General features: G+C 61.5%; 16 protein-coding genes and 1 tRNA gene. 9 read left to right on the top strand and 8 right to left on the bottom strand.

What is annotated here, in order from left to right; all coding sequences use genetic code 11:
• From ACYQ1P_RS04765 to ACYQ1P_RS04755, 3 genes are read left to right on the top strand one after another with little or no spacing between them, the layout of a single operon-like run.
• A complete protein-coding gene (locus ACYQ1P_RS04765; RefSeq protein ID WP_460019200.1) occupies positions 1-783 on the top strand; it encodes an NADH-quinone oxidoreductase subunit B family protein in 783 nt (260 codons plus the stop codon).
• Positions 776-2074 carry a Ni/Fe hydrogenase subunit alpha gene (locus ACYQ1P_RS04760; RefSeq protein WP_460019199.1) on the top strand — a complete coding sequence of 433 codons (1299 nt, stop codon included), beginning with the start codon at positions 776-778 and terminating at the stop codon, positions 2072-2074. The genes ACYQ1P_RS04765 and ACYQ1P_RS04760 overlap by 8 nt, the downstream gene beginning before the upstream one ends.
• Positions 2071-2508 (top strand): hydrogenase maturation protease, encoded by a 438-nt coding sequence (locus tag ACYQ1P_RS04755; RefSeq protein ID WP_460019198.1) that lies wholly within the window; start codon positions 2071-2073, stop codon positions 2506-2508. Before ACYQ1P_RS04760 ends, ACYQ1P_RS04755 begins: the two co-directional genes overlap by 4 nt.
• Here the strand turns inward: ACYQ1P_RS04755 and metF are convergent.
• A complete protein-coding gene (gene metF / locus ACYQ1P_RS04750) occupies positions 2505-3368 on the bottom strand; it encodes a methylenetetrahydrofolate reductase (RefSeq protein WP_460020133.1) in 864 nt (287 codons plus the stop codon). The genes ACYQ1P_RS04755 and metF overlap by 4 nt on opposite strands.
• 317 nt (positions 3369-3685) lie before the next feature.
• On the opposite strand from metF, the gene ACYQ1P_RS04745 reads away from it, so the two are divergent.
• Positions 3686-4501: an MlaA family lipoprotein gene (locus ACYQ1P_RS04745; protein WP_460019197.1), complete on the top strand. Its 816-nt coding sequence runs from the start codon at positions 3686-3688 to the stop codon at positions 4499-4501.
• Positions 4502-4522: 21 nt separating this feature from the next.
• On the top strand, positions 4523-5152 hold the full coding sequence (locus ACYQ1P_RS04740; RefSeq protein WP_460019196.1) for an MlaC/ttg2D family ABC transporter substrate-binding protein: 630 nt from the start codon (positions 4523-4525) through the stop codon (positions 5150-5152).
• A gap of 3 nt (positions 5153-5155) precedes the next feature.
• Here ACYQ1P_RS04740 and ACYQ1P_RS04735 read toward each other — a convergent pair whose 3' ends face one another.
• The 3 genes from ACYQ1P_RS04735 to ppc are packed head-to-tail and all read right to left on the bottom strand — an operon-like array spanning position 5156 to position 9416.
• Positions 5156-5605 (bottom strand): YaiI/YqxD family protein, encoded by a 450-nt coding sequence (locus ACYQ1P_RS04735; RefSeq protein WP_460019195.1) that lies wholly within the window; start codon positions 5603-5605, stop codon positions 5156-5158.
• 34 nt (positions 5606-5639) lie between these two features.
• Entirely contained in the window at positions 5640-6554 is a 915-nt protein-coding gene (locus ACYQ1P_RS04730) for a sulfurtransferase (RefSeq protein WP_460019194.1), read from the bottom strand.
• Positions 6555-6614: 60 nt separating this feature from the next.
• Positions 6615-9416, bottom strand: a complete 2802-nt coding sequence (ppc, locus tag ACYQ1P_RS04725; RefSeq protein ID WP_460019193.1) for a phosphoenolpyruvate carboxylase — start codon at positions 9414-9416, stop codon at positions 6615-6617.
• Between the two features lie 136 nt (positions 9417-9552).
• Here ppc and ACYQ1P_RS04720 point away from each other — a divergent pair, with 136 nt between their 5' ends.
• The 3 genes from ACYQ1P_RS04720 (at position 9553) to ACYQ1P_RS04710 (ending at position 11967) form a co-directional block, all read left to right on the top strand.
• Positions 9553-11073, top strand: a complete 1521-nt coding sequence (locus ACYQ1P_RS04720) for a YeiH family protein (RefSeq protein ID WP_460019192.1) — start codon at positions 9553-9555, stop codon at positions 11071-11073.
• A complete protein-coding gene (locus ACYQ1P_RS04715) occupies positions 11070-11279 on the top strand; it encodes a hypothetical protein (protein WP_460019191.1) in 210 nt (69 codons plus the stop codon). The genes ACYQ1P_RS04720 and ACYQ1P_RS04715 overlap by 4 nt, the downstream gene beginning before the upstream one ends.
• A gap of 214 nt (positions 11280-11493) precedes the next feature.
• Entirely contained in the window at positions 11494-11967 is a 474-nt protein-coding gene (locus tag ACYQ1P_RS04710; RefSeq protein ID WP_460019190.1) for a helix-turn-helix domain-containing protein, read from the top strand.
• 20 nt (positions 11968-11987) lie between these two features.
• Here the strand turns inward: ACYQ1P_RS04710 and ACYQ1P_RS04705 are convergent, their stop codons facing one another.
• Positions 11988-12539, bottom strand: a complete 552-nt coding sequence (locus ACYQ1P_RS04705; protein WP_460019189.1) for a tetratricopeptide repeat protein — start codon at positions 12537-12539, stop codon at positions 11988-11990.
• 327 nt (positions 12540-12866) lie between these two features.
• Between ACYQ1P_RS04705 and ACYQ1P_RS04700 the strand changes: the two genes are divergently transcribed.
• A complete protein-coding gene (locus tag ACYQ1P_RS04700) occupies positions 12867-13376 on the top strand; it encodes a hypothetical protein (RefSeq protein ID WP_460019188.1) in 510 nt (169 codons plus the stop codon).
• Positions 13377-13631: 255 nt separating this feature from the next.
• Here the strand turns inward: ACYQ1P_RS04700 and ACYQ1P_RS04695 are convergent.
• The 3 genes from ACYQ1P_RS04695 to ACYQ1P_RS04685 form a co-directional block, all read right to left on the bottom strand.
• Positions 13632-13707, bottom strand: a tRNA-Gln gene (locus tag ACYQ1P_RS04695).
• Positions 13708-13759: 52 nt separating this feature from the next.
• Positions 13760-15193: an ArnT family glycosyltransferase gene (locus tag ACYQ1P_RS04690; protein WP_460019187.1), complete on the bottom strand. Its 1434-nt coding sequence runs from the start codon at positions 15191-15193 to the stop codon at positions 13760-13762.
• Positions 15190-16080, bottom strand: a complete 891-nt coding sequence (locus tag ACYQ1P_RS04685) for a 4-(cytidine 5'-diphospho)-2-C-methyl-D-erythritol kinase (protein ID WP_460019186.1) — start codon at positions 16078-16080, stop codon at positions 15190-15192. Before ACYQ1P_RS04685 ends, ACYQ1P_RS04690 begins: the two co-directional genes overlap by 4 nt.
• Between the last annotated feature and the right edge of the window lie 2 nt (positions 16081-16082).

Here is a 16082-nt window from a genome sequence, read left to right as displayed (position 1 = left end):
ATGGCGGTTGTGCGGGCAAGACCCAAGTTGGCGGTGTGGAAGTTCTCGTCCTGCGACGGCTGCCAACTGTCGCTGCTCGATTGCGAGGACGAGCTGTTGCAGGTGGCCGAGGCGGTGGAGATTGCCTATTTCCTCGAAGCCACCCGGGCCGAGGTCAAGGGGCCGTATGACATCTCCCTTGTGGAGGGGTCCATATCCACCCCCCATGACGCGGAACGCATCCACAAGGTGCGCCGCCAGTCGAAATTGCTGATCACCATCGGGGCCTGCGCCACGGCGGGCGGCATTCAGGCGCTGCGCAATTTTTACGACGTGGAGGATTTCACCCGCTGCGTCTACGCCCATCCGGAATATATCGACGTGCTGGCCAAATCGACGCCGATCCATGATCATGTGGCGGTGGATTTCGCCCTGCACGGCTGCCCCATCGACAAGGGGCAGTTGCTGGAAGTCCTCAATGCCACGCTCAATGGCCGCAAGCCGATCATCCCCAACCATTCGCAATGCGTGGAATGCAAGTTGAGCGGCTCGGTCTGCGTCATGGTGGCCCAGGGCACCCCCTGCCTCGGGCCGGTCACCCAGGCGGGCTGCGGCAATCTCTGCCCGTCGCACAATCGGGGCTGCTACGGCTGTTTCGGCCCCAAGGAGACCCCCAACACGGCCAGCCTCGCCGCCTGGACCGGTGACCGGTTGGGCCGGAACCGGCGGCAGGTGAAGCATCAATATCGTGCCTTCACCGCCTATGCCGAGCCGTTCCGCAAGGAGAGCGAGGCCCATGAATAGCCCCTCACAAACCCGCACTATCAAAGTCAGCGCCCTGGCCCGCGTCGAAGGCGAAGGGGCGCTGAACGTCCGCGTCAAGAACGGGGTGATCAAGGATCTGCAATTCCGCATCTATGAACCGCCGCGCTTTTTCGAGGCCCTGTTGCGCGGGCGCATCTTCAGCGAGGCCCCGGACATCACGGCGCGCATCTGCGGGATCTGCCCGTTGGCCTACATGATGGGCGCCTCCCAGGCCATGGAGGATGCCCTGGGGGTCAAGGTCACCGGCCCGCTGCGCGACCTGCGCCGGATCATCTATTGCGGCGAATGGATCGAGAGCCATGTGCTGCACGCGGCCATGCTGCACGCCCCGGATTTTCTCGGGCTCGACGATGCGCTGCTGATCGCCAAGGCGCACCCGGAACTGGTCGGCAAGGCGCTGCAACTGAAAAAGCTCGGCAACCAGCTCCTGGAAGCCATCGGCGGGCGGGCGGTGCATCCGGTCAACCTGAAGGTCGGCGGGTTCTACAAGCTCCCGACGCCGTTGGATTTGGCTCCGCTCAAGGATCGGCTGCAATGGGGCATGGAGGCCAGCGAGGACATCGCCCGCGCGTTTGCCGGGTTCGATTTCCCCGACTTGGACATTGACTATGAATGCGTGTCGCTGACCCATCCGGATGAATATGCCATTTGCGAGGGCGGTATCTTGTCCTCCACCGGCGAGTATCTGGATCTGGACGCCTTCCTCGGCCCCTACGGCGAAGAGCATGTGGCCCACTCCAATGCCCTGCATGGGGTTGGCCCCCGGGGGCGCTATCTGGTCGGCCCCTGGGCCCGCTACAACAACAACGGCCACCAGCTTTCGGAACGATCCAAGGCGCTGGCCAAGGACTGCGGACTGGGGGCGAAGGTCACCAACCCCTACAAGTCGATCCTGGTGCGCATGGTCGAGACCCTCTATGCCTGCGAGGAAGCCTTGCGGCTGATCGAAACCTATGAGATGCCGGATCGTTCCTGCGTTGAAGTCACCCCAGGCCCCGGCACCGGATACGGCTGCACCGAGGCGCCGCGCGGCATCTGCTTCCACAGTTATAGCTTGGACAAGCAAGGCCATATCACCCGCGCCATCATCGTGCCGCCAACGGCACAAAACCAAAAACAGATCGAGGAGGATCTGCGTCAGGTGGTCCAGGGCAACCTGCATCTGGATGACGAGGCCCTGACCTGGCGCTGCGAACAGACCATCCGCAACTATGACCCATGCATCTCCTGCGCCACCCATTTTCTGAAGCTGGATATCACCCGCGAGTGAGTGCCGCGCGCCCCCTTTTTATCGGCATCGGCAATATCATGCGCCGGGACGATGGCGTGGGGGCCGAGGCCGTGCGGTTGTTGGCACAACGGGGCTTCGATACCCTGGAGCATGCGGGGGACGGCATGACCCTGATCAACCTTTGGCAGGGCCGGGTGTGGGTGGTGCTGATTGATGCCATGCGCTCCGGCGCGGCCCCGGGAACCTGCCTGTGTTTCGAGGCCCAGGACCGGGAAATGCCGCGCGATCATTTTCCCCATACCAGCCATGTTCTGGGCGTTGCCGAAGCGGTGGAGATGGCGCGTATTCTCGGCCTGCTGCCGGAGCGGCTGACGGTCTATGGCATTGAGGCAACGGATTTTGCCCAGGGCGAGGGGCTGTCGCCGCCGGTCGCCCGGGCGGTGCGGGTGTTGGTGGATCAACTCAGCGCCTAAGTCGGGCGTACACCCAGCATATGACAAATGGCGTAGGTCAGGTCGGCCCGGTTGAGGGTGTAGAAGTGGAAATCCCCAACCCCTTCGGCGGATAGCACCCGGCATTGCTCGGCGGCCAGGGTGGCGGCGACCAGCTTGCGGGTCTCGGGGTCCTCTTCCAGGCCGTTGAACAGATCGCCCATCCACGACGGCACCGCCATGCCGCATTTGCCTGAAAATTTGCTCACCTGCACGAAATTGGTCACAGGCAGGATGCCCGGCACGATGGGCACGGTAATACCTGCCGAAGCGCACCGATCCCGGAAACGCAGAAACACTTCCGGATCGAAAAAAGCCTGGGTGATGGCGCGGCTGGCCCCGGCGTCGATCTTGGCTTTCAGATTGTCCAGGTCGGCCTGGGCGCTGGCCGCTTCCGGGTGGGTTTCTGGATAGGCGGCAACGCTGATCTGAAAATCGGCAACGTTCTTCAGCCCGCGTACCAGGTCCACCGCATAGGCATAGCCCTCGGGGTGCGGGCTGTAGGCGCTCTCCCCTTCCGGCGGATCGCCGCGCAGGGCGACGATATGCTGCACCCCATCCCGCCAATAGTGGCGGGCGATGTCGTCTACTTCTTCGCGGGAGGCGCTGACGCAGGTCAGGTGGGCTGCCGGTTTGATCTCTGTTTCGCGCAGGATGCGGGTCACCGTGGCATGGGTGCGTTCGCGGGTTGATCCCCCGGCCCCGTAGGTCACCGAGACGAACGACGGGGACAGCGGGGCCAACCGGGTCAACGAGTCCCACAGGGTCGCTTCCATTTTATCCGACTTGGGTGGAAAGAACTCGAAAGAGACGCGCACGTCCCGGGGCAGCGGGGAGGCCACGGCCAAGGTAACCGGGGGACGGGGCGCGGGCGAAGGGTCAGTCACGGTGCGTTCTCCTGTGGCGAACTAGGGGATATAAAGACCCTGGCAATAGACCGCAACGGGGGGCCTCATTGTGCCGTGAAAAGACCCACAGGTTATGTTGCAATATTGCAACACGGTGTGGCTTCCGGAACGGTAAGTCCCGGGTGCCATCTGGCAATTCAGCGCACCATATGATACCCCTCTCCTGTTGACCATCGGTCCGTCGTTCATTGGCGTGGTTGCGTCGCCATCGGGTCAAAAAAGAATAATTTTTGGGAGGTCACCGCGTGCTGATGCAATCACTCATTACTCGACTGGGCAGTCTCGCCGTCGTTGGGGTGCTGATGGTCGGCTGCGCCACGCCCCCCCCCGCCGACGACCCGGAATCCCTGGCCGAATTTCAGGCCATGAACGATCCGCTGGAACCGGCCAACCGGGCCATTCATTTCTTCAATACCGGATTTGATACCCTGCTCTACAAACCGGCCTCCGGCTGGTATCGGGCGCTTACGCCGCCGCCGATTCAGGAAGGCGTGCATAACATGTTGAGCAACGTGCAGGCCCCGGTAACCCTGGTCAATGAGCTGTTGCAGGGGGAATTCGAGCGTGCCTGGGAAACCTTCGTGCGCTTCCTTATCAACAGCACCCTGGGCATTGCCGGAATCGTCGATCAGGCGACCGACATGGGCTATGCCACCCACACCGAGGACTTCGGCCAGACCCTGGCCACTTGGGGCGTCGACGAGGGACCGTTCCTGATGCTGCCGCTGCTTGGCCCCTCCAATCCGCGCGATGCGGCGGGCATGGCGGTGGATTTCTTCCTCGACCCGTTCAACTGGGCCATGCAGTCGGCCGATCAGCCGGGGGCCATCTGGGGCCGCAATGCCATGCGGGCGGTGGACTACCGGGCGCGCAACTTCGACGTGTTGCAGGATCTGGAACGCTCGTCGCTGGATTATTATGCCACCCTGCGCAGTCTTTATCGCCAGCGGCGTGACGACGAAATCCGCAATGGAGCCACTCATAAGGGAAGCGGTCCGGGCACCAGTTCGCTGGAGATTCCGATTCCCCTGATCCTGAATGATGAAGTTTCGCAAAACAAACGATAAGCAACCAAAGGTTACACCAAGATGATGACGCGACGATACGTTCTGAACCTGCTGGTCGCCGTGATGGTGATGGCCCCTTGGAGCTTCGACTCCCGGGCCGCCGCAGCGGATACAATGGCGGCCAAGCAATTCATCGAGGCCATGGCCCAGCGCGCCATTGAAACACTGACCGACAAGAATTTGCCGCGCCCCGAAAGAATCACCGCCTTCCGCGATATCTTGAAGGACAATTTCGCCGTCGAGGCCATCGGGCGCTACGCTCTCAGCCGTTACTGGAATCTGGCCACCCCGGAAGAAAAGGCGGAATATCTGTCGCTGTTCGAGGACCTCATCGTCGCCACCTATGTGGACCGTTTTGCCGAATACGCTGGGGAACAGCTCAACATCGTCGACACCGAAGCCCTGGATGCCACCGATAATCTGGTGCATTCCCTGCTCGCCCAGCCGGGCAGCAGTCAGCCGGTGCGGGTCGACTGGCGGGTGCGGGATTCCGGCAACGGCAGCCTGCGCATCTATGATGTGATGGTCAATGGTGTCAGCATGGCCCTGACGCAGCGTTCAGAATTTGGCTCAGTGATTTCCGCCAACGGACGTTCGGTGGCCGGGCTGATCAAGGTGCTGCGCGAAAAGACCCAGGTCCTCGCCGAATAGGTATTAGCGCCCGGCCGCCTGCACGGCGGTCTCCAGGGCCTGGAGAAAGCGCGACCGGTCGGCTTGCGTAAACCCCGGTCCACCTCCGCCCACCTCGCCGGTTTCCCGCAAATGCGACATCAAATCGCGCATGGCCAGGGCCATGCCGATGCTGTCTTCGGTGAACATCTTGCCCTTGGAATCGAGCACCCTTGCCCCCTTTTCCAGGCAGCGCGCGGCGAGCGGAATATCCCCGGTGACGCAAATATCCTCGGCGCCGATTTGTTCGGCGATCCAGTCGTCGGCGGCGTCGGGTGTGGCCGGGACCATAACATTGTGAATCAGCGGGCTTTGCGAGGGTCGAAAGCCGCGATTGCTGACCAGATGCACGGTCAGAAGATGACGTTCGGCCACCCGCAGCACTTCCTTGCGGACCGGACAGGCGTCGGCGTCGATATAGATTTCAAGCGGCATGGGGCAGACTTTCGCGGTGAAGGGCTCCCCGCTTTTACCCCACCGGCACCTTGATTTCCATCGGATGATGGGATTCGTCCAATTGGCTCCATTCGGCCATGGAGGCGTCGTACATGCGGGTGGCCGGGTGGCCCAGCAGTTCCGAATGGACGAACCAGCCGACCGTTGACCAATGGCCGGTGTTGCAGAAGGTGATGGTTTCCCGCTCAAGCGGGATGCCCACCACGTCGTATAGTCGCCGCAGGGTGTCCGGCTCACGAAACAGACCGCCGCCGTCATGGGTCAGCCATTGCCCCGGCAGGCTCACCGCGCCGGGCAGGGTGCCGTAGCGGGCCACGTCGGCGGTTTTGTTGAGGCCCAGATACTGATCCGTCGGGCGGCTGTCGAGCATCAGAACGCCCCGATCCAGCGCCTTGCGCACCCACCCGCCGTCCGCCACCAGATGCAGGCGCGGAGAAGCCACGAACCGGCTGGGCGCAAACACGGCGTCACCTTCTTCGCGCGGCGTGTCCGGGGTGAGGAAATAGGCCCTCATGCCGCCGTTGAGCAGGGAAATCCGATCATGCCCCAACACCTTGAGGGTCCAGTAGAGGCGCGTCCCCATGCCCATGTCCCAGGCGGTATTGCCCGGCGGTAGCAAGACCACATGGGTCTGATTGCTGATCCCCAGCCGCCCCAGCAAAGCCTCCAGGTCGGGGATGTCGGGCAGCAGTCCGGCCACCCCGTCGATCATCACCCGCCAGCCGTCTTCCCCATAATCAGTGGGGACCGCCCCCGGCACATGGGATTTGCGGAAAATCGGCGCCGGACGCAAATCGAGGAACAGCAGGTCCGGCTCCCCGATGTGATCGACCACCCAGGACACATCGACCAGGGGCGTCACATCCTCCCGGCTGACCGGCAGGACATCGTTGCTTATTTGACTTATAGAATATGTTAATTTGTTCATGAGTCCACCTATTTTTTGTAAAATAAGCACGAAGCAAAAGGAATAACAAGCGAAAAAAAATTATCCGGTATTGCGCATGCCGGTGGCCAGGGCATTGACCGAGCGCAACAGGGGCAGTCGCCAGCGTTCGGCCTCCCCGCCCTCCTGGGCTGCGCGATAGCGTTTCAGCACCGCAACCTGAATATGGTTGATCGGATCAAGGTTGGGATCGCGATAGGCCAGGGAGTGTTTGAGCGCCGGATTGTCGGCCAACAAAGTCTCCAACTGTGCCACTTCCAGAATCCCTTCCAGTGTCGCCTTGAACTCGGCCTCGATGACTGGAAACACCCGATCAGTAATGCCCGGGGTCTCGCATAGATTGGCATAGGCCCGCGCGATGGAGAACTCGGCCTTGCTCAGGGCCATCTGGCTGTTCGACAACAGAGCGCGGAAAAACGGCCAATCCCGATACATCCGCAACAAAATGTCACGGCCACGGGGGTTGTCGGCACAACACTGCTGCAAGGCATGACCGATGCCGTACCAGGCGGGCAGGGTATGACGTGCCTGGGCCCAGGCGAAAACCCAGGGGATGGCCCGCACCGATCCCTTGGAACGGTCTGATTTCTTGCGATGGGACGGGCGGGAGCCCAGATTCAGCAAAGCGATTTCTGAAACCGGGGTCGCCTCGTAGAAATAGTCGATGAAGGCCGGGTCGTCGTCGGTCAAGGCCCGGTAGTGGGCCTCGCCCGCTTGGGCCAAGCTGTCCATGGTCGCCACGTATTCCGCCGGGTCGGGGGTGCAGGCCACGGTCAGGCAACGGCTGGCCTTGAGCAGACCGGAAATGCCCATGGTCAATTCATAAACCGCGTTATCCGTATCGGCATATTTGGCCGACAGCACCTCGCCCTGTTCGGTGAACTTGATGGTGCCGTTCACCGTGCCCGGCGGCTGGGCCAGGATGGCGTCATGGGTCGGTCCGCCGCCGCGCCCCACCGTGCCGCCACGGCCATGGAAGATGCGGCAGCCGATGTGGCGCTTGCCGGTTACCCGGGCAATGGTCTTTTGGGCCTTGTAGAGTCCCCAACTGGAGGCCAGGATGCCGCCGTCCTTGCAGGAATCCGAATAGCCGAGCATTACTTCCTGGACGTTGCCGGTCTCGGCCAACAGAGCCAGGTAGGACGGTTGCTGCATCAACGCTTCGAGAACCGGCTCAATACGGGCCAGATCGTCGATGGTCTCGAACAAGGGCGTCACCAGCAGATCGTTGTGCCAACTGCCATCGCGCCGGCGTCCGCACAAACCAGCGAAGCTGGCCAGGAACATGACCTCCAGCACATGGCTGGCCTGATGGGTCATGGAAATGACGTAGGCGCCAAAGGTTTCCGGGCCAATTTCTTTCCGGGCTGCGACCATGGTTTTGAGCACGTCGAGGGTTTCCCGGGTCTCATCGCTCATATCGTCGCAATAGAGCAGGGGAGTCCCGCCGTGCGATAGCAACTCATTGAGTTCATGCAGCCGCTCGGCCTCGGACAGCAACCTGTAGTCGGGCAGGTTGGGGGCCTTGTCGAACAGTTCGGCCACCGCGTCCGTGTGACGGGTGGATTCCTGGCGCACATCCAACTGTACCAGATGGAAGCCGAAGGTCTGGACCAGAATGTCCAGATCCTTCAGTTCCGCGTCGGCCAGATTGCGGTCGCCATGACCGATCAGGGACTCGCGGATCATTTTGATTTCGTCCAGGAAGGCCTGCGCGTTGTCGTAACCACAACCGCGTCCAGGATCGGGGCGTCCGGCCAGAAGGGTTTCCAGACGGTTCAACTGGCAGCCCAGCCGATGGTGCATGAGCATCAATTTGCGCCGGTAGGGCTCGTGAACATATTGCCGGGGCCGTTCCTTGAAGGCGGCCTCGATGAGCGGTTCATCGGCTACCAGACTGGCCTCGAAGGCCGCCGATGGGGTGACCAGGCTATAGGAATGGGTGAGCAGCTTGATCAGGTCTTGCAGGCGGCGCTGATATTCCACCAGCACCTCGCGAGCCTGCAGCCGCACGGTGGTGCGGGTAATGGCGTGGGTCACGAAGGGATTGCCGTCCCGGTCGCCGCCGATCCAGGAGCCAAAGCGCAAAAAGGTGGGGGTGTGCAGGGATTGTGCCCCGCCCTGATCGCCATAGACATTATTTACGCAGCGTTCAAAATTGCGATAGACCCGGGGCACGGTGTCGAACAGGGTCTCGCGGAAGTAATACAGGCCGGCCCGCACCTCGTCGATCACCTGCGGTTTGTCGGGGCGCACCTCGTCGGTTTTCCATAGGGACTGAATCTGGTTGCGAATGCGGTATTCGATGGCCCGGCGCTGATAGGGGGCCAGCATGGGATCGTCCAACCCCTTAGCCAGGGCACGCAGGCGGCCCTGAATGGCCAACGTGGTGCGGCGCTTGGTCTCGGTGGGGTGGGCGGTGAACACGGGTTGATAAGTCAACACATCGAGCATGTCTTGAAGCTGTTCCAGGGTCACCCCCTCTTCGCGCAGGCCCTGCAGGGTGTCGTCGAAGGAGCCATGCCACAGCCGTTCCCCGCGATTGATCCGCCGCACCCGTTGCAGCTGCGACCATTCCTCCTCGGCGATGTTGGACAGCAGGAAATAGATACTGAAAGCGCGCAGCACATGGGACAGCACCTCCGGTTCCAGCCCGGCAATCAGGTCGGTCAGCCGTTTGCGGGCCTCAGGATCTTCCTCCTGCCGAAGATCAACAAACCCTTTGCGCAGGATTTCCACCGTCTTGAGGACCTGTGGGTCCTCCTGCTCCAGAAGCACCTCGCCCAGCAAATTTCCGAACAGCCGCACCCGGGCGCGCAGTTCCGTATCGTCGATCTCGGTCATAGTCGAAGGCCCAAATAAGGAATCGGTGCCCTCTCCTAGCATTTCCCGTCCCCCCACGACAACGCTGCCGTGCCGTGCCCCTTTCCCAGCTCCCCATGTTTTGCTAACATCCGGCCCGTATTCGAGGGGAGCGGGGATGCCGACGGTCATTGTTGGAGCCATTTTGTTCGTGCTGGGCCTGACCGGTCTGGTCAACTGGCAATGGTCGGTGCAGGAGTTGCTGCGCGGGGTTGTGCCGTTGGGGCTGTTGCTGTTCGGGCTGTTGGCGGTGGCCAGCGGGCTCAAGCGGATTCCGCTGGCCTCGGTCAATGGGGCCGACTCCCCCGTCTCGCCGCTGTTTCGCAAGGAGGACTGGTGGGCGGTCTGGCTGGGCTTGACCTTCGTGCTGTATGCGCTGGCCACCTATACGACCCATGGCGATTTTCTGAAGGCGATCACGGTCAACCCGGGCGGCCTGAAATGGCGGACGTCGGCTGAACTGGGCGCCCATTTCGCCGAGAATGCCGCTCTGTATATGATGCAGTTTGGCGTCTGGGTGACCTTTCTCGGGGTGTCCTGTCGGGTGATGGGCATTCCCTTCGGGCGTTTCATCGCCGGGTTCAGCTTTCTCTATCTGCTGTCCATGGCTATTTTCGCCGTCGGCGGCTGGGTCAGTGCCACACAGTTCAATCTGGAGCCGCCGCTGGTGGCGCTGATCGTCGGGTTGATTCTGGCCAATACGGTGCGTCTGCCCGCCTGGATGGATGCGGCCTTCCGGGTCGAATATTTCGTCAAACTGGGCATCGTGCTGCTCGGGGCGACCTTCCCCATCACCCTGGTGATGACCGCCGGGCCGGTGGCCATCGGGCAGGCCACGGTGATTTCATTGCTCAGTTGTCTGACCATCTATTTCGCCGCCACCCGCTGGTTCGGGCTGGATCGGCGGCTGGCGGCGGTGATCAGTGTCGGCGGCTCGGTCTGCGGCGTGTCGGCTTCCATGGCCATCGCGGCGGCGGTCGGGGCGACCAAGGATCATGTCTATGCCTCGGTGACCCTGGTGGTCGGCTGGGCGCTGGTGATGATCATAGCTCTGCCGTTTGTCTCCCAGGCCCTGGGACTGCATCCGGGGGTCGCCGGGGCCTGGATCGGTACTTCGGAATTCGCCGACGCCGCCGGATTTGCCGCCGCCGCCTCCTATGGCAAGATGGCGGGCAACGAGGAAGCGGCGCTGAAGGCCTTCACCCTGATGAAGGTCATCGGGCGCGATTTGTGGATCGGCATCTGGGCCATGGTCTGGGCGCTGGTCGCCACCACGGTCTGGGACAAGGCGGAAAAGGGCCAGCGCAAGTTGGACCCGGGCGAGATCTGGCGACGCTTTCCGAAGTTCGTGTTCGGCTTTTTCGTCGCTTCGATTCTGGTCACCCTGTTGACCAGCGGCTTTTCGGCGGCAGAATTCGAGCAGGTGGTCAAACCCAACCTGTTGGCCCCAATCAACTCCCTGCGCAGTTGGGCCTTTATTTTCTGTTTCCTGTCCATCGGGCTGACCACGCGCTTCCGCGACCTGCATGCGGTCAATTTCGGCACCTTCAGCGCCTTCAGCATCGGCGTGGTGGTCAATGTGATTGCCGGGTTCATTCTGTCCGTATGGATATTCGGCGACTACTGGTCGCGGCTGTGACCGCGACGCCGGAGGCGTGCTGCGCCCAGTGCCGCCATTTTGTCGGAGAGCCGCAAGCCCTGGAAAAACTGATCGGCGGGCTGGCGATCCTGTCTTCGGCCCATGGGTCGGTGCGCGCCGATACGGGGTGGTGTGCGGACCAGGATCGTTTCCGGGTCGCCCGGGACGGTTGTCCGAGGTTTCAGCAAAATCCTGGGGAGGCGTAAGTGCCCGATCTCGCAGGCCCCCTTCCGTAAATTGTGCCCAAATTGAGCAGAACCCGGAAATCGCTACTATATTTCCGCATTGCACCATGTTGCCTTGCGGGGGGCAATGACCATATACTGACCATTCGTATAGCCCATTTGGCGGTGTAATCATGCTGCGGAAGGGCTTTCCTCCCCCCTCCTGGGAGAACAATATAATAAATCGAGGACGCAGATGGCAAAGAAACAACGCAAACAAAGACTCATCGGTGGTTATCGTCCAGTTGACGTACATGTGGGCAGCCGCCTGCGCAAACGCCGGGTATTCGTCGGCATGAGTCAGGAAAAACTTGGTGAAACCGTCGGCCTGACTTTTCAGCAGATTCAGAAATACGAGCGTGGGGCCAATCGAATCGGCGCCAGCCGACTCTATGAATTCAGCCGCATTCTCGACGTGCCGGTGTCTTATTTCTTCGAGGCGATGAGCGACGACGTGTCCAGCGACGCCGGTCAAATCCCGGCCGGTCAACCGATTTTGCCCGACGGCAGCGGCACCGAGGCGCTGTTCGAGCGGCTGGAGACGTTGCGGCTGGTCCATGCCTATTACCGCATTCCCGATGCCGACTCCCGCAAGCGGTTGCTCGATCTGATCAAGGCCCTGTCGGTGGCCGAGGGCATGGTGGACGTATCGGCTTCTGAGGCGGCCTGATCAGGTGGCCAAGACGCCGATCAGTTTGGCGCGCTAGCACAACCGTCCTGCGACAGGCCGGTCAGCAGTTTTCTCAGGTCTGCCGATTCCGCAAGCAGGTCGGGATGGCTGTCCAACACGCTGTTCAAAAGATGCCGGGACCGAGGATCGCCTGGACACAAGCGAAATGCCTCGGCGAAACAGGTCGCGGCATCGTGCCACCTTTCCTGACCTTGTCGTACCAGCCCAAGGTTTTTGTGGGCATTATGCCTCTCAGGGGTCACGGCGATTGCGGCAAGACAATAGGGTTCGGCTTCGTCAAATCTGCCCATCTGTACGAGAGAATATGCGAGATTATTGTTGCCAAAATATCGGAATTTTTCCCTGACGGGGGCCTCCTCAAGAACTTTGGCATAGTAGTCTACGGCAGTCATCCAATCTTCCCGGCGCTCGCACTCGATGCCAACTGACATCAGAATTTTGGCCCGGTCATCGGAAGTCTCCGCTTCTTCCAGTAAACGATTAATATTCTGATGCTCTTCATTGAGTAGACAGCGGCTGGCCGAGAAGCCCCTTCCTTTGGCATTCTGCATAAGAAATCCCCTCAGTTTTTGAGGGTGAATTATACCAGATTGGCTGAGTTCAGGCAAATTTGATGGCGCATAACCTGTTGATTAATAATGTAAATATTGATTTTTCTTGGGTGATTTTTTCACTGCTTACAACGTTAATAGGTCCAAAAACCCACTTTGGAAGCGTGTTAAAGTGATCGTTGACATGCGGCGTGGCCTAACAGAAGGTGACACCTATGGGGGCTCAGAAAGCGATGACGACGTACTCTACCAAGTCGCCGCCTCCTGGGTGGCGTTCGCATCGGTGCTCAATGGCGCAATCCATGTGCTGAACTGATCGGGAGACAGATGCGCCAGCGGCTGGTTACCGTCAACGACAAGATGCAGCAGGGCTATCGGTATTTCCTGACGGAACCGGTGGGGCGCAATTTCGACCCCGAGTTCCGTCCCGAATTGACGCCCAAGCAGATGCTGGAACTCGGGGTTTTCGGCGGCAAATACATGACAGACTGCCACAAGGAATATCCGGCGAGCTGGTTCGTGCGGGCGAAGCTGTCGCCAGCCCGCCGCGACTGTTCGCTCAATTACTTCGGCGTGGATGCCAGCCAACCGCTGTCGGAATGGCGGAGGAAGGGCTGGATACATCCCGACGATCCGCGTGGCTGGTTTCAATGGTACTGCCGTTACTATATGGGCCGACGATCGGCTGAAGAAGACGCCCGCCAGATCAGGCGTTGGAAGGCGATCCGTCGGCATATCGCGCAGATCAAGCGGAATTGCGACCCGGGCGATCTTTTTTGCAGGCCGCGCCAGCGCCAAGCGCTCTTGCATTGGGCCTATGACAGCCGAATTATCTGAGAGCGCTCTAGCACCGTCCGTTTGCGTCTTAAGCATGTGCAGTTCACGCAAAACAATATGGTCGAAACAACGACTCCCATACCCGCCACTGATCCCGCCCGCAAGCAAGCGGTGATCTATGCCCGCGTCTCTTCGAAGGGGATGCAGAAGGAGGGCGTCTCGATCTCGGCAACCCTTTGATTTATTGGAATAAAAATAGTCATCGCATGCCGTTCGGGAGGCAATGACGGCGGAAATTCCGCAAAAAATGAAAATTGGCTGGGGCGCCAGGATTCGAACCTGGGAATACTGATACCAAAAACCAGCGCCTTAACCGCTTGGCCACGCCCCAACTGACAGGTTGCCGGAAACATAATGCGGGTTTCCTGTCGGGGCAACGGGAATCATCGGGTTGTCAGCAAGTCCTTGCGGATATACAGAAGCTGGCCCGTCAGCCCGGGCAATTTCTCGTACGGGCCGGAGAGGTAGTCCTGCACCGCCCGGCCCATGTAAAACCGCCGGTAGCTGACCTGTTCGGGCTGATAGGTTTTGAGAATCTCCACCACCTGTTCCGGCGTCAGCAGGCCGCCCCGGACCCGCTTCAGGGAATAGACCGCCAACGGCGGCACCACCGGCAAACGGGCATAGTAGGCATCCATGGGGCGGTCGGTGATCAGCCAGCGGGTGCGCCCGGCCCGCTCCGATAGGGCCGCCACGGCGTTGCGGTCGTTGGCGTCGGTGGGGCGATGAAACAAGGCAACGGTTTGTTGGCCTTGGACCATGAATTGCCAGAGACCGCCGCCGAGTAGGGCCAGGGCCAGGGCGCGCGCCGCCCAGCGCCGCCCGGCCACAACATCCCGAAGCCGCGAGTGCAAGGCTCCTCCGGCCATCCCGGCAAGCCAACTCAGGGGAATCAGGATCAACAGCAGTTGATGGTTCCACAGGGGGGCATGACGGTACAGGACCACGCCGGCCATCCCGACCCACAGCCCCGGAATCCAGCGGCTGGGCCGCCGCCAGGGCCAGGCCAGCAGCAGCCCGAGAACGGCCAGGGTCAACAGATAGGGTTGCTCCAACAACATAGGCCAAAACCGGTTCGATCCTTGGTCATAGGGAAAGGCTTCGGCCAGTCCGGGCTGCACGTGGGGTGCGATCAACTGGCTGACGAACGCCGGACCGGCGAGCAGTGTCAGGCCGCCGAAGGTGAGGCAGAAGGCGATGATCCATGCAAAACCGGCACGGCGTCCGGGCAAGGCATCTCTCCGTCGCCAGTCGATCCAAAAAGCCAGCAGCAGCGCAGGCAGCAGGACCAGAGTAAAGAACTTGGTTTGCAGGGACAGGGCCATCAAAAAGCCGGACAGGGCCTGGCGTTGCCAGCGTCCGGCGGCCCCCAGGGCCTGATCCAGCGCCAGCAGGGCCAGGGCCAGCGCCGGGAGACCGATCATCACCGACACACTGAGCCGCTGATAGAGCGCGGTCGAGACCAGACAGGCGACCGCGACCCAGGCCGCCACGGTGCCTTCCTCGCGCTGAACAATGCGAAAGAGCGCCCCAAGCAACAGCACGGAAAACAGCAGAATCGTCGCCCGGGCAGCGATCACCGAGGGTCCAAACAACTGCTGCACGGCGGCCAGCACCAGGGTCAGAACCGGCGGCTGGTCGCTCCAGATTTCGCCATAGAGATGATGACCCTCGGCGACCAGGAAGGCCTTCATAAGATTGAGACCCTCGTCCGTGTCCATCTCATAGACCCCCCACCAGGGGCCGAGCAGACAAAGTGCTGCGGCAAACAACAGCGCCGGAAACCAGGGGTTCTGCAACAGGCGCCGAGGGGTCATACCGTCGTGCCGTCGAAGGGCTCCAGAGGACTCATCAGGGGAGCGGCCGCAGTCCACCAACGGGGCTTTGCCGCCGCGATGCGGGCGGCAGCGGCCTGCGCCGATTTGATCGTTGCGAACAGGCCGAAACAGGTTGCACCGCTCCCCGACATGCGGGCCAACAGGCAATCCGGCTGGCTATCGAGGAGGGCCAGCACGTCGGCGATCACCGGGGCCAGGAGCAGGGCGGGCTTCTCCAAATCGTTGCGCCGTTGTTTCAGCAACTGGGCCAGTTCCAGGGCCGTGGTGGGGGACTGGACGAAGGGGGCCGGTTCGGAAAACGCGCCCTGACGGGCGTGAAACACCGCTGGCGTGGACAGGGGCAAGCCCGGATTGACCAGCACCACACTGGCCGGCGGCAGAGGGGGGGCCGGAACCAGGCGATCCCCGATGCCGTCCATGAACATCGGACGGGCGGCCAGACAAACCGGCAGATCGGCTCCCAGGCGCAGGCCCAGGGCGGTCAGTTCCCGATCGGAGAAATTCAGGTTCCACAGTTTCGAGAGCACGCGCAGGGTGGCCGCCGCATCCGCCGAGCCGCCACCGATTCCCGAAGCGATCGGCAGCACCTTGTGCAGATTGAGCGCGGCGGTGGGCTTGAGTTTCGCCGCCTTGGCCAGCAGCAGGGCGGCGCGCAGGACCAGATTGTTGTCTTCCTTGGACAGCCCCTTGGCCATGGGGCCGCTGAGAGTCAACGAGAACGTGCCGGAGGTGCGGGCGGTAATCCGGTCCCCGACACGGGCAAAGGCGACCAGACTGTTCAGCGTATGATAGCCGTCCTCCCGTTGACCGGTGACGTGCAGATAAAGATTCAGCTTGGCCGCCGCGCCAGCACGATATTCCGCCATGA

The organism is Magnetospira thiophila, assembly GCF_054657015.1.
This window is presented reverse-complemented; position numbering and strand designations above follow the sequence as displayed.